Genomic DNA, 21,250 nt, shown 5'->3' on the forward strand with positions numbered 1-21,250 from the left:
CACGCGTGGTAACGTCAACATCGACCGGATCAGTGGAGTTCTGCCCGCGGCCGGCAGCGACCAGACGGGGGTGCGCATGCAGCGACGGGTGTCGATGGCCGATGTCGCGGCCCTCGCAGGGGTGTCGGGGCAGACCGTGTCGCGGGTCGTCAACGACAGCCCGCGCGTCGATCCGGCGACCCGCGCCCGCGTGGAGGTGGCCATGGCCGACCTCGGATACCGGCCGCATCGTGCTGCTCGGGCGCTGCGCACCGGCCGCACCCAGACCCTCGGGCTCGTCGTGTCGACGCTCGAGACGGTCGGGAACTTTCGGATGCTGCAGGCCGTGACCGCCGCCGCCACCGCGCGCGGCTTCGCCGTGACCATCGTCACCGTTGGCGCCGCCGGAGAGCTCGAGGACGCCTTCGAGCGCCTCCGCGACCAGGGCGTCGACGGCGCGGTCGTGCTCAACGAGGCGACCGCGATCGCCCGGGGTTCGACGCTCCCCGCCGATCTGCGGCTGGTGGTCGTCGACTCGGCGCCCGACGGCCGGGTCTCGATCGTGCAGTCCGACCATGCCGCGGGTGCCCGGGCGGCGACCGGGCATCTGCTCGCCCTCGGCCACGCGACGGTGCACCACCTCGCCGGGCCCGACGGCTCGTTCGCCGCCTCCGAGCGCGAGCGGGGCTGGCGCGAGGCGCTCATCGCGGCGGGCGCACCCGTCGCCGAGCCCGTGCGCGGCGACTGGTCATCGGCGTCGGGCCATGTCGCGGCATCCGCGTTCGACGCCGATGTCACCGCGGTGTTCGCCGCGAACGACCAGTCGGCCCTCGGACTGCTGCGCGGACTCGCCGAGTCCGGCCGCGACGTGCCGGGCGACGTGAGCGTGGTGGGCTTCGACGACGTCGCGGACGCCGCCGACTATCGGCCCCCCCTCACCACCGTGCGACAGCGGTTCGACGTGCTCGGGGAGCGTGCGGTGGCGACGCTGGTCGATGGCCTCGACGACGCGCGCGGCCAGGTCGACGAGGCGGTGCCGACGCAGCTCGTCGTGCGGGCGAGCACCGCTTCGCCGACGCGCTGAGTGCGGATGCCAGGAGGCATCCGCACTCAGGCGCGTGCGCGGGTCAGCCGGCGTTGCGGCGCGCGGCCCAGCCGGTCTCGACCATCTCGTCGACCGTGTAGCGCATCTGCCAGTCGAGGTCGCGGGCCGCGAGCTCGCCGGTGGCGACGATGCGGTCGGGGTCGCCCGGGCGGCGGGGCGACACCTCGGGCGTGAAGTCGATGCCGGTGACCCGAGCCATCGCGTCCATGATCTGCTTCACCGACAGGCCGTTCTGCGAACCGAGGTTGTAGGCGGCCTCCACCGGCTCGCCGTCGGCGAGACGCTGGGCGGCGATGACGTGGGCGGCCGCGATGTCGGCCACGTGCACATAGTCGCGCACGTTCGTGCCGTCGGGGGTGTCGTAGTCGTCGCCGAAGATCTTCGGGGTGCGCCCGTCGAGGAGCGCCTCGAACACGAGCGGGAACAGGTTGTGCGGGCTGGTGTCGTACACCGACGGGTCGCCCGAGCCGACGACGTTGAAGTACCGGAGCGACGTGTGGCGCAGCGGCGCATCCGTCTCCGCCGTCGCGACGCCCTGATCGCGGATCAGCCACTCGCCGATCAGCTTCGACTCGCCGTACGGCGAAGCCGGGCGCTTGGGGAGGTCTTCGGTCACGAGCGGCACGTCGGGCGTTCCGTATACGGCGGCGCTCGACGAGAACACCAGGTTCGTCACGCCCGCGGCCGCCATCGACTCGAGGAGCACGCGCGTGCCCTCGACGTTCTGCGCGTAGGTGTGGAGCGGGCGCTTGACCGACACTCCCGCGTACTTGTAGCCGGCGAGGTGGATGACGCCTTCGACGCCGTTGTCGCGCAGCGCGCCCTCGACGGCTTCGCGGTCGAGGATCGACGCGCGCACGAACGGCACGCCCTCGGGAACGAACGACTCGTGCCCGCTCGAGAGGTCGTCGATGACGACGGGCGCGAGGCCCGCTTCGGCGAGAGCGCGGACGACGTGGGCGCCGATGTAGCCGGCACCTCCGGTGACGAGCCAGGACATGGTTCTCCTCGGGGTGTGACGGTGGGGGAGGCCGCATGCGCGGTCGGGTCCATTGTGCACGCTCGCGAGGTGCGGTGCCGAACCGCGGTCGGCCGGGTGCGTCGCGCGCTCGCGCCCGGAGTGCGACGCCGCCGGTGTCAGTCCGCCGACGCGGCCCAGCGGGCGGCCTGCCGGATGAGCGTGCGCAGCGTGGGCGACTCGTACGCCCGAGCGTCGTGCCCGAACGCCGAGACCACGGCGCGCACCGGCTGCTCGCGCGCCCACACGATCGGGTGGCTCACGCCGTCGATCTCGTGCTTCACGAGCACCACTGCGCCGGGGTCGACGACGAGGTCGCTGTAGAGCTCGTCGAACAGCTCGATCGTCTCGAGACCCGCCGTGACCGGATGCGTCGCGTCGGCGACCGGAATCGTCGCCGGACCGATGGGCGGATGCCACGAGGTGCCGGCTGTCCACTCCCCGCCGATCGCCTCGCGATACTGCGGGTAGTCGCGCAGCGACGCGGTGGCGGCGTGGAGGGCGAGGATGCCGATGCCGGCGTCGAGCGCCCGGGCGAGGCCTGCCGACGCCGCGGCGTCGCGGTACGGCACGGGGTCGGCCGTGCCCTCGGGCGCGTTGCGCCAGGGGTCGCCGGCGGCGACGACGAGCAGGTCGACGTCGTCGAGGTGCGCGAGCGCGTGGTCGACGTCGTCGTCGACGGTGACGTCGAACCCGTCGGCGCGCAGGATCTCGTCAGCGGCGGCGGCGGTCTCGGCGAACGGATGCCACGGGTCGGCGTACCGCCCGGTGCCGACGGCGATCAGCGCGTGCAGGGCCTTCGACGGCATGATGTCTCCTCGGGGATCACCGGCAGGATAGCGCTTTCCCACATTATCCGCGACAATGGACGGATGCCGCACACGGTCGTGATCGCACCCGACAGCTTCAAGGGGTCGATCCCCGCCGCCGCCGCAGCCGCCGCTCTGTCAGCAGGATGGCACGACGAGCGCCCCGACGACGAGATCCGCCTCCTCCCGATGGCCGACGGCGGAGAGGGCACGCTCGACGCGTTCGCCGCCGCCGTGCCCGGAGCTGTGCGGATGGCGGTCGCCGTGACGGGCCCCGAGGGCACGCCGGTCGAGGCATCCTGGCTGCTCCTGCCGCCGACGCCCGATGCGCCCGCGGGCACCGGTGTGGTCGAACTCGCGTCGACGAGCGGGATCGAGCTGCTCGGCACGCCGCCGCGGCTGCGCGCGCTCGATGCCGACACCCGCGGCTTCGGCGAGACCGTCGCCGCCGCCCTCGCCCACGGCGTGAGCCGGCTCGTGCTCGGGATCGGGTCGAGCGCCTCGACCGACGGAGGGGTCGGGATGCTCCGCGCACTCGGTGCGACCTTCATCGGCGCCGACGGCGAGCCGATCGCACCCGGAGGACGCGGCCTCGATCGCGTCGTCGCCGCCGACCTCGGCGGACTGCCGCCGCTTCCCGCAGGCGGCGTGCAGGTGCTGAGCGACGTCACCAATCCGCTCCTCGGACGCCGCGGAGCGGCCGCGGTGTTCGGCCCGCAGAAGGGGGCGACCGAAGCCGACGTCGAGCGGCTCGACGCGGGGCTTGCGCGATTCGCCGCCGTCGTCGGCGCCGACCGCGCGGACCCCGCCACCCCCGGCGCGGGAGCCGCCGGCGGCACCGGCTTCGGGCTCCTGGCCTGGGGCGCCGCGCTCGTGCCCGGTTCGACCGCGGTCGCCGAGCTCATCGGGCTGCGCGGCGCCGTGGCCGACGCATCCGTCGCCGTCACGGGCGAGGGCTCGTTCGACGGCCAGTCGGCCGCGGGCAAGGTGCCCGCCCACGTCGCTGCCCTCGCCGCGGAGGCGGGGGTGCCGGTGGGGCTCGTCGCGGGGCGGATCGCCGACGATGCCGACGTGTCGGCCTTCGGGGCGACGGCATCGCTCACCGCGCTGTCGGGATCGTCCGACGCGGCGATGGGCGAACCGGCGCGCTGGCTCCGTGCCGCCGGCGCCGCCCTCGCGCGCGAACTCGGCTGAGGGCGCGGCGGGCGCGTTTCGTCTCGCTGCGCTCGCTCAACGACCGGTGTTGGGTCGGGGGCGTTTCGTCTCGCTGCGCTCGCTCAACGACCGGTGTTGGGATGGGGCGTTTCGTGTCGCTGCGCTCGCTCAACGACCGGGGATCGCTGCGCTCGCTCAACGACCGGGGATCGCTGCGCTCGCTCAACGACCGGGGATCGCTGCGCTCGCTCAACGGCCGGGATGGTGTCGGTCGTTGAGCGAGGAGCGCAGCGACGAGACGAAACGCGGTGGCGTTGCCCCGCGGAACGACCCGCCTACGGGACCTGGAGCACGCCGTTGCGGCGGTGGGGCAGTGCAGCGAGCGACGCGTCGCGCAGCTCGGCCGGGAGCAGGCGCTCGGGGGCGTCCTGATAGGTGACAGGCCGGAGGAACCGGCGGATCGCGGTCGCGCCGACCGACGTGTGCAGCGAGGTCGTCGCGGGCCACGGGCCGCCGTGGTGCTGCGACCACGTCACGGCGACACCGGTCGGCCAGCCTGCGAACAGCACGCGGCCGGCGATGCGCTCGAGCACCGCGAGCACCTCGTCGACGTCGTCCGTGTCCTCGGAGTGCAGCGTCGCGGTGAGCGAGCCGGGCACCGCGCGCAGCGCGGCGAGCAGCTCATCCTGCGAGGAGTAGGCGACGAGCAGGGTCACCGGGCCGAAGCACTCCTCGAGGAGCACCTCGGGGCGCGCGGCGACGGCCGCGGCATCCGTCGCCAGCACCACCGGCTGTGCGGAACCGGGCTCGGCGGGGAGGCCCTGCGCGACGACCGAGACCGACGGGTCGGACTCGAGGTGCGCGATCCCCGACGGGAACGCGTCGGTGATGCGATCGGTGAGGAGCGGACCGCCCGCGGCTGCGGCGGTGAAACCGGCTACGAGGCTCTCGAAGCCGCCGCCGGCCGGGACGAACACGACTCCCGGCTTGGTGCAGAACTGACCCACGCCGAGGGTGAACGAGCCGGTGAGACCCTGCGCGAGCGCCTCACCCCGCGCCGCGAGGGCGGCCGGGGTGATGACGACCGGATTCACCGAGCCGAGCTCGCCGTAGAACGGGATGGGATCGGGTCGACCGGATGCCAGGTCGAACAGCGCGCGACCCCCGCCGAGCGAGCCGGTGAACCCCGCCGCCTGGATGACCGGGTGCTGCACGAGGGCGTTGCCCGCTTCGCGGCCGGTGACCAGCGCGAGCGAGCCCTCGGGTGCGCCGGCCTCGACGAGCGCCGCCGCCACGATCGACGCGGTGCGCTCCGACAGACGCGGGTGGCCCGAGTGGGCCTTGACGATGACCGGGTTGCCCGACGCGAGGGCCGACGCGGTGTCGCCTCCCGCTACCGAGAACGCGAACGGGAAGTTCGACGCCGAGAACACGGCGACCGGGCCGACACCGGTGAGCATGCGACGCAGCTCGGGGCGCGGGGGCGCGGCCGAAGTGTCGGCGTCATCGACGGTCAGCTCGAGGTACGAGCCCTCTTCGACGACCGTGGCGAACAGGCGCAGCTGGCCCGTCGTCCGTCCGACCTCGCCGCGCAGGCGGGTCTCGCCCAGGCGCGTCTCCTCGTCGGCGATCGCGACGAGCTCGTCGATGTTCGCGTCGAGGGCGGCCGCGGCCGCGCGCAGCCACGCGGCCCGGGTCGAGGCATCCGCCGCCCGCCAGACCGGCGCGGCAGCAGCCGCGGCCAGCGCGAGTGCGTCGAGCTCTTCGACGGTGGTGGTCTCGGTCGTCGTGGTGGTCATGGTTGGTCCTTTCGTCACGGGTTCGTTCCCCTGTCGCGGTCTACGTGGCTCAGATGCGATCTGCGACAGGCGAACGACGAGGTCAGGTGAAGCGGATGCCGAGGCCGGGGTGGTCGACCTCGGTGAGGGCGGCGCCCGAGATGGCCACCGGAGACGGATCGGCCAGTGCGCCGAGAGTGCCGAAGCCGGCATCCTCCACGTCTTCGGCCATCGGCTCGGCGACGCCGTCGGGGGTGCGGAGGGTCAGGGCGAGCTGGCCCGACAGCTCGGGGAGCAGGTGCGGGTGGAAAGCGGCGCCGTACTCGGCAGCGATCGCCGCGATGGCGAGGAACGGGGTGATGCCGCCCACACGCACGACGTTCGGCTGCACGATCTGCGCGGCGCCGGTGCGGAGGAAGTCGTCGAACCGGTACACGTTGTGCAGGTTCTCGCCGACCGCGATCGGGATGCCGCTCGACGCGCGCAGCCGCGCGGCCAGCTCGATGTGCCCGTGCAGGTCGTCCGCGCGCAGCGGCTCCTCGATCCACGCTGGGTCGACCGCGGCGAGCACCTCGAGGCTGCGGGTCGCGCGATCGAGGTCCCACCGCTGATTGGCGTCGATCATCAGCGCGCGGTCGGGGCCGAGCACCTCGCGGACCGCCTGCATCCGCTCGAGGTCCTCGGCGACGTCGGGTTTGCCGACCTTCACCTTCACCGCGTCGAAACCGGCGTCGACCCAGCGCTGCACCTGCGCGACGAGCTCGTCCTGCGTGTAGTGCAGGTTCACGCCCGAGCCGTAGGCGCGCACGCTCTCGCGGGTGCGACCCAGCCACTGCGACACCGACCTGCCGTCGGCGCGGGCCGCGGCATCCCACAGCGCGAGATCGAGGCCCGCCTGCGCGATCGTCGTGATCCCGCCACCGCCGGCCTCGTGCAGGTGCTGCCAGAGCTCCCGCCAGATCTCGCCCGGCTCGGCCGAGCGGCCGATCGCGAACGCCGTGATGTCGTTCGCGAGCAGGGCGTGCACGGCCTCGGCGCCGATCTGCGGCGTCCACGAGAAGCCCCAGCCCTCGGCGCCGTCGGAGCGCACCACGTGCGTCGCGATCACGCCGACCGACGTGACATCCGCGGCCCACGGGCGCGTCAGCGGCACCCGCACGAGGCGGGTGACGAACGCGGCGATCGTCGCCCCGCCGGGTGCGGGGGCGGCGGCATCCGACAGCAGCGGGCTCGTCACAGCAGCGCTCGTCCCGCCTCGAGGATCTCGCCGAGGCGCGCCTCCTGCGCCGGCGTCGGGTCGACCAGCGGCGCACGCACCGAGCCGACCGGGAGTCCGCCCAGGCGCAGGCCCGCTTTGATCAGCGAGACGCCGAACCCGGGGGTCTCGTCGCGGAGCTTCACCAGCGGTGAGTAGAACCCGTCGAGCAGGGCGCCGCGGCGGACTTCGTCGCCGTCGACGTAGGCGCGGTAGTACGCGTTCGCCACCTCGGGGATCATCGCGAACGCGGCCGACGAGTACAGCGGGATTCCGATGCCGCGGTATGCACCCTGCGTGAGCTCGGCCGTCAGCAGTCCGTTGAAGAACGCGAAGTCGTCGCGGCCGGCGTCGGCGACGGCGCGCACGATCTGCTGCGCGACACCGACGTCGCCCACGCCGTCCTTGAAGCCCACGACCTTCGGGTTCTGCGCGAGACGGCGGACCGAGTCGACCGAGTACTGCGCGTTGCCGCGGTGGTAGATGACGACGGGGAGGTCGGATGCCGCGGCCACGGCCTCGACGTAGGCGACGAGCCCGGCCTGAGGCCCGCCCACCAGGTACGGCGGCAGCACCAGCAGGGCGTCGGCGCCGGCATCCGCCGCCGACTTCGCGAGCGCCGTCGCGTGGCCGAGGGGGCCGCCGGTGCCGGCGACGACCGGCACGCGACCGCCGACGGTCTCTGCCGCGATCTTCACGACGTGGGCTGCTTCGTCGGCGGACAGCGCGTGGAATTCGCCGGTGCCGCACGCAGGGAAGACGCCGCCGGGGGAGTGCTCGAGGGCGGTGGCGACGTGGGTGCGCAGCAGGTCGTCGTCGATCCGGCCGTCGGTGTCGAAGGGGGTGACGGGGAAGAAGAGGATGCCGTCGAAGTTCACGCCAGCACGTCCTTTCGGGTGGGTTCGGTGCGGTCTGCGGTTGCGCCGGTCGGCGGGGCCGGCTCGTCCTCGCCGAGTTCGCCGCGCCAGGTGCGGGTGGGGCGCCAGCCGAGCAGGCGCGCCGCCTTGGCGTTCGAGAAGGCCGGCGCGGTGCCGGTGAGGTGGGCGGCGAGCCGCTCGGAGCCGGGGACGAACTGGGGCAGCAGCTCGGCCAGCGGGCGGCGGGCGAGCGCGTCGTCGGCGCTCACGAAGAAGGTCTCGGCATTGGGGATGTCGGGCAGGGCGTCGAGCAGCGCGTCGATGAACGTCGCGACATCCCGCGCGTCGACGTAGTTGAACAGCGCCGGGGCGGACAGCGCCGGGTCGTCGAGCCGCTCGATCACGGTGTGGCCCTGCTGCGTGGGTGCGCCGCTCCACTCCTCGGGGGCGATCACGTAGCACGGTCGGAACGCCGCGAACCGGGTGGCATCACCCGTCTGGCGGGAGAACATCGCGAGGCTCTGCTCGACGAGGTGCTTCGAGAGGGCATACGCGTTCCACGGCTTCGGCGTCGTGTCCTCGTCGAGCGGGAACCGCTCGGGCAGCCAGCCGGCCGGCGCGTTGTAGCCGAGCACCGTCGGGCTGGATGCCGCGACGATCTTCGGGATGCCGGCGGCCACGCCCGCGCCGATCGTGTTGACGGCGAGGGCTGCGTTCGTGCGGAGGATCACGTCCTCCGGCGCGCTGAACGGCACGGCGATCGCGGCGAGGTGGATGAGCGCGTCGGCTCGCGCCCCGGCGATGGCCGCGGACGCGGCATCCGCATCGGTGAGATCGACGGCGACCTGGGCGACGCCGTCGAGTTCGGCGGCATCCGACACCGCGCGGTCGAGCGACACGATCTCGTGCCCCGCCGCGGCGAGGCCGCCGACGAGGCTGCGCCCGAGCCGCCCGGCTCCGCCGGTGACGACGATGCGGCTCATGCGCGGGCCCGCGCCGCCGCATCCTCGACGAGGAAGCGCACGCCGAGGTCGGCGACCTCGACGGGCTGCCCGGTCTCGAGGGAGCGGTTGCCGGCGATGCCGGTGGCGATGGAGCGCACGCCGTCGCGCCAGTCCGCGGCGCGGGCGAGCGGATCGGACGGGTCTGCGCCTTCGAACACGTCGGCGAGGAGCAGCGCGTCGCCGCCCCCGTGTCCGCCTGCCTGGTTGATGATCGGGACCTCGTATGCCGCTTCCCAGTGGCGCTGCACGAGGAGGCGTTCGCCCTCGGGGCGGAGGGATCCGGTGGTGCCGGCATCGGTCGCCGACGGGTCGAGGACGGGGTGGAGGCCCTCATCGGCGAGCACGGCGCCGCGTTCGACGACATCGAGTTCGGCGCGGCCCTCGGTGCCGTTGACGGCGACCCGGTACCCCTCCCACGGGGCGTGGGCGTTCAGCGAGTAGCTGAGGGTGGCGCCGGAGAGGTAGTCGACGACGAGGGCGAGGTTGTCTTCGATGGTGATGCCGTCGCTGAACACGTCGAGGTCGCGACGGTACCCGTCGTGCTGCTCGGCCTGGAGATACAGGGCGTTCAGTCGCTCGTCCTGCCGAAGGTCGAGCTCGAACGCGTCGGCACCGTCGTGGGTGCCCCGGTCGGGGCGGTTCACGATGCCGCGGGACTCGGCGTTGTCGGCGCCGTAGAACTTCAGGCCGCCGGATGCGTACACGCGGCGGGGGGCGGAGCGGATCCACCAGTTCACGAGGTCGAAGTGGTGGGACGACTTGTGTACCAGCAGGCCGCCGGAGTTCTGCTTCTCGCGGTGCCAGCGGCGGAAGTAGTCGGCGCCGTGCTTGGTGTCGAGCATCCACGAGAAGTCGATCGACGTGACGGTGCCGATGGTGCCGTCCTGGATCACCTGACGCAGCGCCGAGTTGCGCGGCGAGTACCGGTAGTTGAACGTGATGACGACCTCGCGACCGGTGCGATCGATCGCCTCCTCGATCGCCGCCGCGGACGGGCCGTCGATCGTGAGGGGCTTCTCGACCACGACGTCGGCTCCGGCGTCGAGCGACCGCACGATGAGGGACGCGTGCAGGTCGTCACGGGCGCAGATGATCACCCGGTCGACCTGCTGCTCGGCGATCATCCGCTCCAGGTCGTAGGGCGCGTACACGGCCGGCGCCGTGTGGCCGGCGGCCTCGACCACATCGACGTAGTACTGCGCGCGGACCGGGTTCGGCTCGCAGATCGCGACCAGGCTCGCACGGTCGGCATACGTGCGCACGATGGCGTCGACGTACATCTGGGCGCGGTGACCCGCTCCGACGAGGGCGTAGCGACGGGTACTCATCTCACTCCTTCAGGAAACGTTTTCTCAGCGTACCATGTCGCGGTGGAGGGTGGGCCTGGGGGTACTGAACGGCGTCGAGGCAGGACGGCATCGGCGCCTGGGTCGGCGAGGATGCCTGTCTCGGCGGTGAGCGCGGGTGCGAGTGCGCGTGCGGGTCAGGCGGGAGGGGGCCCGCTGGTGCCGCGCACGATGAGCTCGGGCGTGAGCGAGAGGGCGGGCGCGGCGGCGGTGCCGTCGAGCTGTCCGCGCATCCGCTCCCACGCCTGGACGCCGATCTCTTCGGCGGGCACGCGCGCCGTGGTGAGCGGGGGCGTGGTGTACCGGGCGAACGGGATGTCGTCGAAGCCGACGATCGACAGGTCTGCGGGCACGCGACGGCCGCGATCCTGCACGGCGCTGAGGAGCCCCATCGCCACGAGGTCGTTGAACGCGAGGGCCGCGGTCGCCTGCGAGGCCAGTACCGCGTCGGCGGCCGCCGCGCCGGCGTCGAAGTCGACGCCGCACGCGATCTCATTGACCTCGACGTCGGGATGTTGCGCGCGGAAGGCCTCGATCGCCTCGAGTCGCGCGGCGTTCGCGACGCTGCGCTCGATGCCGGCGAGGAAGACGATGCGGCGATGGCCGAGCGCGCGAAGGTGCTCGAGTTCGGCGCCGAGCGCGCCGCGGTAGTCGGCGCGCACCGTCGGCGCGTCGCCCGCCGAGCGGTTGATCAGCACGACGGGTCGGAGGCCGCCGATGAGTCGATCGAGTTCGTCCTGCGCGAGGCGCGGCGAGCACAGGATCACGCCGTCGGTGCGGCGCCGCGTCGCCGTGGCGAGCACGCGCTCCTCGTCGACGGACTCGGCGGAGTCGGCGACGAGCACGTGGTACTCGTCGGCCGCGGCAGCTCGGCTGACGCCGCGGAGGATCGCCTGGAACGTGGGGTTCGCGAGGTCGGGCACGACGACGGCGACGGTCTGCGTGCGTCCGAGCACCAGGCTGCGGGCGACGGGGCTCGCCGAGTACTGCAGCTCGGCCGCGGCATCCTGCACGCGCACGACCAGCTCGGGGTCGACAGTCGGGTTGCCGTTGAGCGCGCGCGACACCGTCGACAGCGACACTCCGGCCTTCGCGGCGACGTCGGAGATTGTGACGCCCTTGGGCTGCCGGGCCATGGGACTCCTCTCGGCTGCCGTCAGTGTAGCCGCCGAGGAATCGCTTCCTCGGATCGTGCCCGCGGTCAGATGCGGGGCGGTGTGCTTCCGCGCACGATGACCTCGAGCGGGAGCGGCGGCTGCGCGGCATCCCAATCCTCATCGACGACAGCGTGCAGCGCGCGGTAGCCCAGCTCCTCGAGCGGGACCCGCACGGTGGTGAGGCCGGGGCGGATGTCGCGGCCGGTGGAGATGTCGTCGAAGCCGGCGACGGCGATGTCGCCGCCGACCTGGCGACCGGCGTCGCGGATCGCCGACATGATGCCGATCGCCACGACGTCGCTGACACCGAAGATGAGGGTGCCTTCGTCGAGCCCGCGGGCGAGGATGCCGGTGCCGATCTCGTAGCCCGCGTCTCGGGTGAAGCCGCCGCGCACCACCTCGTCGATGACGCCGCCCCCACCGGTGAAGCCCTCGGTGAATCCGGCGACACGGTCGTCGGACGTGCGGATGCCGACGGCTGCGGCGACCACGACGGCCCGACGGTAGCCGAGGGTCGCGAGGTCCGCGCCGAGTGCGGCGGCGCCGACGTGGTTGTCGACCGGGACCGAGCGGATGTCGCCGGCGACGCGGCCCAGCGCCACCACGCGGCCGCCGGTCGCCGAGAACGCGTCGAGCTCGTCGCGGAGCCCGGCGGCGTCGTTCTCGTCGGTGCGGGATGCCGCGAGGATGAGGCCGCGTGGGCGCTGTCCGCGCAGGGCCCGCACCAGTCGGACCTCCCGCTGGGGGTCGCGCTCGGTGATCGCGATGGTGACGACCAGGCCCAGCTCGTCGGCGCCGCGGGCGACGCCCGACGCGAGCTGGCCGAAGTAGGGGTCGGCGATGTCGGCGACGAGGAGGGCGACGATGGCGGCGGTGCCGCGCGCCGTCGCCTGCGCCGACAGGTTCGCGGTGTAGCCGAGCATGTCGGCGGCGGCCTGCACCTTCTCGCGGTAGCTCTCGGCGACCTTGCGCGTCGATCCGTTGAGCACGCGGGAGGCGGTCGCGAGCGACACCCCGGCCTCGCGGGCGACGTCGTGCAGGGTGGCGGCGCCCCGGGCAGGCGGCGTGGACTGGCTCACAGGGCTGAGTCTAGGCCCTGGCCGATCGCGGCCGCATAGACTAGCAAACGCTTTCCGCGTGCAGATGCGCGGTCGAAGGGATCGGTGCGCGGTGCACGGTGCGGAGATCGACGAGACGTCCGGGTCGGAACCGGTGCGGATGCTCCAGCCCGCGAGCGTGGAGCTGCTCGCCGGTGCCGATCTCGATGCCGAGCGCACCGTGCGGGCGACGCTGAGCCGCCTCGACACCGAGCGGCTGCTGGCCCCGCTGCGCCGCGAGGCAGGGCTCGAGAGCGGCGACGGCTACGGCGGGTGGGAGGCGGACGGGCTCGGCGGTCACACCGCCGGCCACGCCCTGTCCGCCGCCAGCATGCACGCGGCGCGCGGCGACGACGACATGCGCGCCTTCGCGCAGCGCCTGGTCGACGGCATCCGCGAGTGCCAGCACGCAGGCGGATCAGGGTACGTCGGCGGCGTCCCCGACGGACGCGCGCTGTGGGACGATCTGCGCGCCGGCCGCATCGATGCGGGTGCCTTCCATCTCAACGGCCGCTGGGTGCCGCTGTACAACCTGCACAAGACCCTCGCCGGGCTCGTCGACGCTGCCGAGCTCGCCGCGATCCCCGGCGCCGCCGAGGCCGCCGCCGCGTTCGGCGACTGGTGGCTCGAGACCTGCGGTGCGCTCGATGACGACGCGTTCGAGCAGATCCTGCGCACCGAGTTCGGCGGCATGCCCGAAGCTCTCGCGCGCCTGGCCCTGCTGCGTCGTGACCGATCGCTGCTCGAGCTCGCGCGACGGTTCGTGCCTGACGTGCTGACGACCCCTCTTGCCGCCGGCCGCGACGAGCTCGACGGCCTGCACGCGAACACGCAGATTCCGGTGATCGTCGGCTTCGCGGTCATCGAGCGCGCGGCGCGCGAGCTGGCGCCCGACCTGCTGCCCGAGGTCGAGGCGCGCGAGGGCGCTGCCGCTCGGACGTTCTTCGACGCCGTCGCCCATCGCCGCAGCTCCGCGATCGGCGGCGACAGCGTGCGCGAGCACTTCCACGCGGCATCCGACTTCCTGGCCATGTTCACCGCCCGCGAGGGTCCGGAGACCTGCAACACGCACAACATGATCAAGCTCGCCGCCGAGCTGCACCTGCTCACCGGCGAGGACTCGTACCTGGCGTGGGCCGAGCGCGCCCGAGCGAACCACCTGCGCTCGGCGCAGCATCCCGAACACGGCGGCCTCGTCTACTTCACGAGCCAGCGCCCCGGCCATTACCGGGTGTACTCGCCCGAGGCTGAGGGATTCTGGTGCTGCATGGGGTCGGGCTTCGAGGCGCAGTCGCGCCACGGCGCGCTCGTCTTCACCGAGACCGATCGCGAGGTGCGGGTCAACGCCTTCGTGCCCGCGATCGCGCGGACGGATGCCGCGACCGTCGCGGTGCGGCCGCTCGAGCAGACGGAGCACGGTGTCGACCGGTGGGAGATCGTCGCGGAGGCCATCACGCGCCCTGCGGGCCCCGCGGAGGACGCCGGTGTCGACGGCGGTGCCGGCTTCACTCCGACGCTGAGCGTGCTCATCCCGGACTGGGTCGACGGCGCAGCGGTGGTGCGCGCCGCCGGAGCGGGCGCCGAGCGCGTCGCGGCCGGTGCCCGCTGGCGGGGCGCCCTCGGCGCCGTGGAGGTGGAGCTGCCGCGCGCGTCGCGCGTCGAGCGCGCGCCCGACGGCTCGGCGTGGGGCTGGGTCGTCGACGGCCCCGATGTGCTCGCCGCCCGCCATCCCGACGACACGGTCGAGTATCGGGGCAACGGCGCGCGCATGGGTCACCTTCCGACCGCCGCGCTCCGCCCGCTCGCCGCCACGCCGATCGTCGACCCCGACGACCTCGGCCTCGTGCGTTCCGCCGACGGCCGGCTGCGGATCGCGACGGATGCCGGGGCGGTCGAGCTCGAGCCGTTCGCCGGACTCCACGACGCGCGCTACACGCTGGCGTGGCCGCTCGCCGGGGCCGCGGAGATCGCATCCCGCCGCGCCGAACTCGCGGCGGTGGATGCCGCCTCGCTCGGGCTCGAGGTCCGCACGCGCGACAGCATCCGCTTCGGCGAACAGCAGCCCGAGTCCGACCACGCGCTCATCGCCTCCGACGAGGAGATCGGCATCTCGGGCGACCAGCGGTGGCGCCGCACTCGGGGAGTGATCGAGATGACGCTCGCGGACTGGAGCGGCACCGCCGAGAGCATCCGCCTCACCTGGCTCGCCGGCGACGACGCCGGCGCCGCGCTGCGCGTCGTCTACCGCGGCGACGTCGTCTTCGAGGCGGTGGTCGGCTCCGGCCCGACGGAGTGCATCATCCCCGTGCGGCGCACGGAGGGCGAGGTCGAGATCCCGGTGCGCATCGAGGCGCCGGACGGTGCCGTGACCCCGCGCCTGGTCGAGGTGCGCCTGCTGTCTGCCGCCGCCGACAGCTGAGTTCCGCCGACCGCTGAGTTCCGCTGTCTGTGAGTTCCGCCGACCGCTGAGTTCCGCCGTCCTCGCGGTACCGCCACCTGGACCCCCCTGTCGCAACCTGCGGTCGAGGCTGCACTTTGCGACCGGGGAGCTGGGTGGGTGTTGGGTTCGCCTGTCGCAACCTGCGGGCTGGGTTGCAGATTTTGACCGGGGAGCTGGGTGGGTGTTGGGTTCGCCTGTCGCAACCTGCGGTCGAGGCTGCACTTTGCGACCGGGGAGCTGGGTGGGTGTTGGGTTCGCCTGTCGCAACCTGCGGTCGAGGCTGCACTTTGCGACCGGGGAGCAGGGACCGCCCCGCGGGTCAGCCGAGCGCGCCGCGCAGCCATCCGATCGCGTCGTCCTGCATCGGCGCCGTCCACTCGTGGCCGTCGTCGAACCACCGGCCGGTGTAGCGATCACCGAGCGCGGTGGCGAGAGCGGCGTCGGCCGCGCGCATGCCGGCCGGCGGGAACAGGGGGTCGCGCTCGCCGTACTGCACCAGCATCCGTCCGTCGGTCATCGCGGCGACGGCAGGCCAGTCGCGCCATGCGGCGAGTCCGGGGGAGTGCAGCAGCCAGGAGTGCGCGTCGAGGTAGCCCGGCACGAGCGACGAAGACGTCGCCATCATGCAGGCGACGACGGATGCCGCGACCCGGCGGTCGAGCGCGCCGAGGAGCGCGGCTCGGCCCCCGCCGCCGGAGAGCCCGGCGATGCCGAGGCGGTCGTCGTCGACCTCGGGGAGCGACGCGAGAAGCTCGAACGCGGCCAGATCGTCGCCGGCCACCATTCCGGCGAGGGTCGTGCCGAGCACGCCCAGCGCCTTGGCGAGGTGGTCCTCGTGCAGCGACGAGACGGCGTCGAAGCGCTCCTCGTCGCTCGGCATGCCGCCGTGCTCGCGCCAGAACGCCTCGAGTGCATCGATCTGCGCGGCCAGCTTCGGGCTCGGGGCGCTGAGGTCGAACGCGCGCGAGCCCCACGAGAACGCGTCGTGGGCGAGCACGGCGAATCCGGCTCGGGCGAGATCGCTCGCGACGGCCCGACCGGCGTAGTACGCGGCGCGCAGGTGCGCGGCGGACGGATGCGGGGCGCACGCGGTCTCGACGAGCTGCTCGGCGCCGGTGGAGCGGATGCCGCCGTGGCAGTGCAGGGCGAGCAGACCGGGGAGCACGCCGTTGTGCTCCACCGGAGTCAGGAGGAAGGCGCGCGTTCGGGGGCCGAACCCGAGGCTCCACGAGAGCTCGCGCCCGCGCACCCCGTCGGCGGTCCATTCGCGCTCGACGCGCACCTCTGTCGCGGTCGCCGCGCGCACGCCGAGGATCTCGGCGAGGCGCCGACGATCGGCATCCGGGAATGACACGACGGGCGCGCCCGCGAGGTGAGCCGGAAGATCGGCATACCCCGCGAGCGGCCCGTCGGGTGTCATGCGGTGCCGTCAGCTCGCGACGGCGGCACGCAGGTGGGGCGTGACGGCCGACCCGAAGGATGCCGCGGTCTCGCGCACGATCGTGTCGGTGTCCTTCGCCCAGATCTCCTCGTTGAAGATCTCGACCTCGATGTCGCGGTCGTAGCCGGTGGCCTCGACCGCACGGGTGAGCGACGCGAAGTCGATCACGCCGTCGCCGGGGTAGTGCCGGCTGTTGAGCACGTTGGCGGGCAGCGGCGTCTTCCAGTCGCACACCTGGTAGGTGGCGATGCGGCCCTCGCGGCCGGCGCGCTCGATCGAGGTGAGCACGTCGGGATCCCACCAGATGTGGAACGTGTCGACCGTGACGCCCACGACCTCGGGGTCGAAGTCGGCGGCGATGTCGAGCGACTGCCCCAGCGTCGAGACGACGCACCGGTCGGAGGCGAACATCGGATGCAGCGGCTCGATCGCCAGCTGTACGCCCGCGGCCTTCGCAGCCGGGGCCAGCTCGCCGATCGCGTCGCGCACCCGCTCGCGGGCGCCGATCACGTCACGGGATCCCTCGGGGAGACCGCCGGCGACGAGCACCAGCACCGGGAACGAGCCGGCGGCGCCGGCTGCGGCGAGGGTGGCAGCCTCTTCGATCGCGACGAGGTTGTCGTCGATCGAGGAGCGGCGCGCCGGGCCCTCGGGCATCGTGAAGAAGCCGGAGCGGCAGTGCGTCGAGAAGCGCAGGCCCGAGTCGGCGAGCATCTTCGCGGCGGTCGTGAGACCGACCTCCTGCACGGGCTCGCGCCACAGGCCGATCGACTGCACGCCGTTCGCCACGGTCGCCCGCAGAGCTTCGGCGAGGTCGGCCCTCTTGATGGTGCCCTGGTTGATCGACAGGCGCGGATCGACCGTGCTCATGCGATCACCCCGGGCACGTCGATGCCGTTGTGGCGCAGCATCCCGTGCCAGCGGATCGCCGCCAGTTCGGGCTGCTCCAGGGCGTGGGCCGAGTTCGCGAGCTCGACGATGCGCGACAGGTGCGGGAGGCTCCGCGCGGAGTGGAGGCCGCCCACCATCTGGAATGCGCGCTGGTGGCCGTTGAGCCACGACAGGAACGCGACGCCGGTCTTGTAGTAGAACGTGGGCGCGGCGAACACCTGGCGGCTGAGCTCTTCGGTCGGATCGAGGATCTCGAAATAGCGATCGGCGTCACCGGCGTCGAGCGCCTGGATCGCTGCCGACGCCACCGGGGTGATCGCGGCGAACGCGCCCAGCAGCGCATCGGAGTGCTGACGCGGCGAGTTCGGGTCGCGGTCGGGCTGACGCGCCTGCGGCACATCCTGCCCGCCGATGAGTCCGACGTAGTTGAAGTCGTCACCGGTGAACATGCGCACGCCCTCGGGCAGGCGCTCGCGCACCGACACCTCGGAGGCGGCATCCAGCAGGCTCATCTTCACGCCCGCGACCTTGTCGGCGTTCTCGCCGATGATCTCGAGCAGCACCGACGAGGCCTCGCGCCAGTCGGTCGACCCGAAGTAGCCCTCGAGCACCGGGTCGAACGCGGTGCCGAGCCAGTGCAGCACGACCGGCGCGGTCGCCGACTGGAGCACCTCGCGGTACACGCGGCGGTAGTCCTCGACCGAGGATGCCGCGCGCGCCAGGTGGCGGCTCGCCATGAGCACGGGGCCCGCGCCCTGCTCCTCGGTGAAGTGGAGCTGGGTCTTGTAGGCGTCGATGACCTGGTCGACGGTGATGTGCTCGTCGTCGATGTGGTCGGTGTTGACGCCGACCACGACCGAGCCGCCCTCTTCACGGGCGACCTGGGCCGAGCGCGCGATGAGGTCGCGGGTGGCGGCGGCGTCGAGACCCATGTTGCGCTGGGCCGTGTCCATGGCGTCGGCGACGCCGAGGCCCCACGAGTACACCGCACGGCGGAAGTCGAGCGTCGCGTCCCAGTCGACGTCGGCCGGCTGACCCGGCGTGTTGTCGGCGTGGATCTTCGGCACGACGTGCGCGGCGGCGTACGCGACGCGGCTGCGGAGGGGGCCCTCGGGCTTGGTGTAGCCCGCGGCCTCCTCGAGCTCGACCGCGGTCAGGGCGCCGTCGGCGCCGAGAAGGGAGAGGTGCGGCATGCGGGTCACGCCAGGTTCAGCGTCGGCAGCTCGACCTTGCGGCCCTCACGGCTCGACTCGAGCCCCGCCTCGGCGAGCAGCACGCCGCGGGCGCCCGCGAGCAGGTCGTACTCGTACTCGGTGCCGAGCACGTACGACTCGAGGAACTCCTCCCACTGCTGGCGGAAGCCGTTCTGGAACACGTCGTTGGTGGGAACCTCGGCCCAGTCGTCGTCGTAGTCGTGGCTGTCGGCCAGGTCGGGGTTCCAGACCGGCTTCGGGGTGGCGTTGCGGTGCTGGATCTTCGCGCCGAACAGGCCGACCACGGCCGAGCCGTGCGTGCCGTCGACGTGGAACTCGACGAGCTCGTCGCGGTTCACGCGCACCGTCCACGAGGAGTTGATCTGGGCGACCACGTCGTTCTCGAGCTCGAAGATGCCGTACGCGGCATCCTCCGCCGTCGCGGTGTAGGGCTCGTCGTTCTCGTCCCAGCGGGTGGGGATGTGGGTCGACGCCTGTGCGTAGACGGTCTTCACGCCGCCGAACAGGTTCTCGAGGATGTAGTTCCAGTGGGGGAACATGTCGACGATGATGCCGCCGCCGTCTTCGACGCGGTAGTTCCAGCTGGGGCGCTGCGCGGGCTGCCAGTCGCCCTCGAACACCCAGTAGCCGAACTCGCCGCGCACCGACAGGATGCGGCCGAAGAAGCCCGAGTCGATGAGGCGCTTGAGCTTCTGCAGGCCCGGGAGGTAGAGCTTGTCGTGCACGACACCGGTCTTCACGCCGGCCGCCTGGGCGAGCCGGGCGAGCTCGAGAGCCTCTTCGACCGACTCGGCCGTGGGCTTCTCGGTGTAGATGGTCTTGCCGGCGGCGATCGCCTTGCGCAGCGCGGTGGCGCGGGCCTTGGTGACGAGGAAGTCGGCGTAGATCTCCCAGCGCGGGTCGGCGAGGGCTGCGTCGAGGTCGGTGGTGTAGTCCTCGATGCCGTGCTTGGCCGCGAGCTCGGCGAGCTTGGCCTCGGTGCGGCCGACGAGGAGGGGCTTGACGGTGACCTTGGTGCCGTCGGACAGCTCGATGCCGCCCTGGTCGCGGATCGCGAGGATCGAGCGCACGAGGTGCTGGCGGTAGCCCATACGGCCCGAGACGCCGTTCATGATGATGCCGATCTCGCGGACGGCGGGGCGAGCCTCGGCGGCGGCCGGGGCGAGGGTCGTGTCGGTCACGGTGGTCCTGCTTTCTTCGGTGGGTCCGGCGCGACGTCGCGGTCGCGGAGCGGGGTGAGTCAGGTGCGGGTAAACGCTTTCCAACAGTGTGCCACGGGTGCTGGGCGCGCGCAAGCGCTTTCCCGCTCCCGAACTCGCGCCATCGGTGCTCCGCCCCCAGGATCTGTGGCGCGCGGCCACGATTTCTGGGGGCGGAGCAGCTTGGGGGGTCAGGCGCGGAGCAGGGCGCAGCCGTGCGGCGGAAGCTCGAGGCGCACGACGGAGGAGCCGGGCGCGACGCCGCGCGCGGCATCCGACTGCACCGAGATCGGTTCGACGGCGACGGATGCTCCCGACCAGACGTCGACCACCGGCGCGGGAGCCGCGCCGAACCCGAGCACGCGCGTGTCGAACGGCTCGGTGCGCGCCTCGTCGGAGAGGTTGAACACGGCGACCCAGCGCTCGGCGCCGGCGCCGTCGGCGGCCCACACCACGAGGTCGCGCTCGCGCAGCAGCTCACGGTTGCCGCTCGACGACCGCAGCACCTCGAGCACCGCGTCGTTCTGCAGGAGGGCGACGGTCGCGGCATCCGTCGTCGGAAGATCGCCGCCCACCATCAGCGGCGACCGCGCCATGACCCACAGCGTGACCATCGAGCGGCGCTCGTGGGGGGTGAGCAGGTCGTCGCGCGGCTCGCCGCGCTCGGCGCGCAGGCCGATGCGGCCGAGCGGGAGCATGTCGGCGTCCGGCCAGCCTGCGGCCGACGCCGACGGCGCCCACCGGGCGAGGCGGGCGAAGTTGTCTTCGACGTCGACCCAGCGGTCCCACACGTCGTCGCAGACCCGCCACATCGTCGCGTGCTCGCGGAGGTGGTCGAGGTGGGCGGCCGACAGATCGCGACCCGGCGAGAGCGAGAGCGAGATCTCGCGCGGCGAGGCTTCGATGGCGGCCGAGAGCGACTCGATGTCGGCCGCCTGATAGGGCCACAGCAGGTCATCCGCCTTGATGAAGTCGATGCCCCACGCGTCGTAGAGGGCGATGAGCGAGCGGTAGTAGGCGTCCGCTCCCGGGTGCGCGTGGTCGAGCCCGGCGTAGTGCGGATTCCATTCGCAGAGGTTCGTCATGTCGGCGATCTCCGACGCCGTGGCGCCTGTGCCCAGGACCGGCAGGTCGAGCTCGACGGCACGCTTCGGGATGCCGCGCATGATGTGGATGCCGAGCTTCAGGCCCATCTCGTGCAGCGCTGCCGCGAGCGGGGCGAAGCCGGCCCCGTCTGCTGAGGAGGGGAATCGCACAGCGTCGGGGATGAGGCGGCCGTACTCGTCGAGCGCCAGCTGCGCGTCGTCGGTATAGCCGTGCGTGCGGGGGGTGGGGTCTGCCCAGTCCGCGTCGATCACGACGGTGTCCCACCCGTGCGGCAGCAGATGCTCGGCCATGAACCGCGCGTTGGCGAGCACCTCGTCTTCGGTCACCGTCGTGCCGTAGCAGTCCCAGGAGTTCCATCCCATCGGCGGGGTGGCGGTCTTGCGGAGTGTCATCGTCTT

General features: G+C 72.8%; 18 protein-coding genes. 4 read left to right on the forward strand and 14 right to left on the reverse strand.

Features of this window, described 5'->3' with window-relative positions; genetic code table 11:
- Positions 1–76 precede the first annotated feature (76 nt).
- Positions 77–1,063, forward strand: a complete 987-nt coding sequence (locus JOD63_RS16840) for a LacI family DNA-binding transcriptional regulator (RefSeq protein ID WP_407665029.1) — start codon at positions 77–79, stop codon at positions 1,061–1,063.
- Positions 1,064–1,106: 43 nt separating this feature from the next.
- Here JOD63_RS16840 and galE read toward each other — a convergent pair whose 3' ends face one another.
- Together galE and JOD63_RS16850 are read right to left on the reverse strand one after the other, a co-directional pair.
- Positions 1,107–2,084: a UDP-glucose 4-epimerase GalE gene (gene galE, locus JOD63_RS16845; protein WP_045274956.1), complete on the reverse strand. Its 978-nt coding sequence runs from the start codon at positions 2,082–2,084 to the stop codon at positions 1,107–1,109.
- Positions 2,085–2,221: 137 nt separating this feature from the next.
- Positions 2,222–2,911, reverse strand: coding sequence for a ThuA domain-containing protein (locus tag JOD63_RS16850; protein ID WP_045274957.1), 690 nt, complete (start codon positions 2,909–2,911; stop codon positions 2,222–2,224).
- A gap of 63 nt (positions 2,912–2,974) precedes the next feature.
- Here JOD63_RS16850 and JOD63_RS16855 point away from each other — a divergent pair, with 63 nt between their 5' ends.
- Together JOD63_RS16855 and JOD63_RS16860 are read left to right on the forward strand one after the other, a co-directional pair.
- On the forward strand, positions 2,975–4,105 hold the full coding sequence (locus JOD63_RS16855; RefSeq protein WP_045274958.1) for a glycerate kinase: 1,131 nt from the start codon (positions 2,975–2,977) through the stop codon (positions 4,103–4,105).
- A gap of 101 nt (positions 4,106–4,206) precedes the next feature.
- A complete protein-coding gene (locus JOD63_RS16860; protein WP_157003950.1) occupies positions 4,207–4,344 on the forward strand; it encodes a hypothetical protein in 138 nt (45 codons plus the stop codon).
- A gap of 57 nt (positions 4,345–4,401) precedes the next feature.
- On the opposite strand, the gene JOD63_RS16865 is transcribed toward JOD63_RS16860, so the two are convergent.
- The 7 genes from JOD63_RS16865 to JOD63_RS16895 all read right to left on the reverse strand — a co-directional run bounded on the left by JOD63_RS16865 (position 4,402) and on the right by JOD63_RS16895 (position 12,542).
- Complete coding sequence (locus JOD63_RS16865; protein WP_045274959.1) at positions 4,402–5,865, reverse strand: aldehyde dehydrogenase (NADP(+)); 1,464 nt, start codon at positions 5,863–5,865, stop codon at positions 4,402–4,404.
- Positions 5,866–5,947: 82 nt separating this feature from the next.
- Positions 5,948–7,081, reverse strand: coding sequence for a mandelate racemase/muconate lactonizing enzyme family protein (locus JOD63_RS16870; RefSeq protein WP_407665030.1), 1,134 nt, complete (start codon positions 7,079–7,081; stop codon positions 5,948–5,950).
- Entirely contained in the window at positions 7,078–7,977 is a 900-nt protein-coding gene (locus JOD63_RS16875; RefSeq protein ID WP_045274960.1) for a 5-dehydro-4-deoxyglucarate dehydratase, read from the reverse strand. The genes JOD63_RS16870 and JOD63_RS16875 overlap by 4 nt, the downstream gene beginning before the upstream one ends.
- On the reverse strand, positions 7,974–8,939 hold the full coding sequence (locus JOD63_RS16880; protein WP_045274961.1) for an NAD-dependent epimerase/dehydratase family protein: 966 nt from the start codon (positions 8,937–8,939) through the stop codon (positions 7,974–7,976). Before JOD63_RS16880 ends, JOD63_RS16875 begins: the two co-directional genes overlap by 4 nt.
- Entirely contained in the window at positions 8,936–10,288 is a 1,353-nt protein-coding gene (locus JOD63_RS16885; RefSeq protein ID WP_045274962.1) for a Gfo/Idh/MocA family protein, read from the reverse strand. The genes JOD63_RS16880 and JOD63_RS16885 overlap by 4 nt, the downstream gene beginning before the upstream one ends.
- A 155-nt stretch (positions 10,289–10,443) precedes the next feature.
- Positions 10,444–11,442, reverse strand: a complete 999-nt coding sequence (locus JOD63_RS16890) for a LacI family DNA-binding transcriptional regulator (protein WP_045274963.1) — start codon at positions 11,440–11,442, stop codon at positions 10,444–10,446.
- A gap of 65 nt (positions 11,443–11,507) precedes the next feature.
- On the reverse strand, positions 11,508–12,542 hold the full coding sequence (locus tag JOD63_RS16895; RefSeq protein WP_045274964.1) for a LacI family DNA-binding transcriptional regulator: 1,035 nt from the start codon (positions 12,540–12,542) through the stop codon (positions 11,508–11,510).
- A 139-nt stretch (positions 12,543–12,681) separates the two neighbouring features.
- On the opposite strand from JOD63_RS16895, the gene JOD63_RS16900 reads away from it, so the two are divergent.
- Positions 12,682–14,979 (forward strand): beta-L-arabinofuranosidase domain-containing protein, encoded by a 2,298-nt coding sequence (locus JOD63_RS16900; protein WP_045274985.1) that lies wholly within the window; start codon positions 12,682–12,684, stop codon positions 14,977–14,979.
- A gap of 340 nt (positions 14,980–15,319) precedes the next feature.
- Here the strand turns inward: JOD63_RS16900 and JOD63_RS16905 are convergent, their stop codons facing one another.
- The 5 genes from JOD63_RS16905 to JOD63_RS16925 all read right to left on the reverse strand — a co-directional run bounded on the left by JOD63_RS16905 (position 15,320) and on the right by JOD63_RS16925 (position 21,244).
- Positions 15,320–16,420 (reverse strand): acetylxylan esterase, encoded by a 1,101-nt coding sequence (locus tag JOD63_RS16905; RefSeq protein WP_045274965.1) that lies wholly within the window; start codon positions 16,418–16,420, stop codon positions 15,320–15,322.
- 9 nt (positions 16,421–16,429) lie between these two features.
- Positions 16,430–17,311: a sugar phosphate isomerase/epimerase family protein gene (locus JOD63_RS16910; protein ID WP_045274966.1), complete on the reverse strand. Its 882-nt coding sequence runs from the start codon at positions 17,309–17,311 to the stop codon at positions 16,430–16,432.
- Complete coding sequence (locus JOD63_RS16915; protein ID WP_045274986.1) at positions 17,308–18,525, reverse strand: dihydrodipicolinate synthase family protein; 1,218 nt, start codon at positions 18,523–18,525, stop codon at positions 17,308–17,310. The genes JOD63_RS16910 and JOD63_RS16915 overlap by 4 nt, the downstream gene beginning before the upstream one ends.
- Positions 18,526–18,530: 5 nt before the next feature.
- Positions 18,531–19,727: a Gfo/Idh/MocA family protein gene (locus tag JOD63_RS16920; RefSeq protein ID WP_211088148.1), complete on the reverse strand. Its 1,197-nt coding sequence runs from the start codon at positions 19,725–19,727 to the stop codon at positions 18,531–18,533.
- Between the two features lie 209 nt (positions 19,728–19,936).
- Positions 19,937–21,244, reverse strand: a complete 1,308-nt coding sequence (locus JOD63_RS16925) for a glycoside hydrolase family 27 protein (RefSeq protein ID WP_045274967.1) — start codon at positions 21,242–21,244, stop codon at positions 19,937–19,939.
- Positions 21,245–21,250 lie beyond the last annotated feature (6 nt).

Origin of the sequence: Microbacterium terrae (genome assembly GCF_017831975.1) — a bacterium.
GTDB lineage: Bacteria > Actinomycetota > Actinomycetes > Actinomycetales > Microbacteriaceae > Microbacterium > Microbacterium terrae.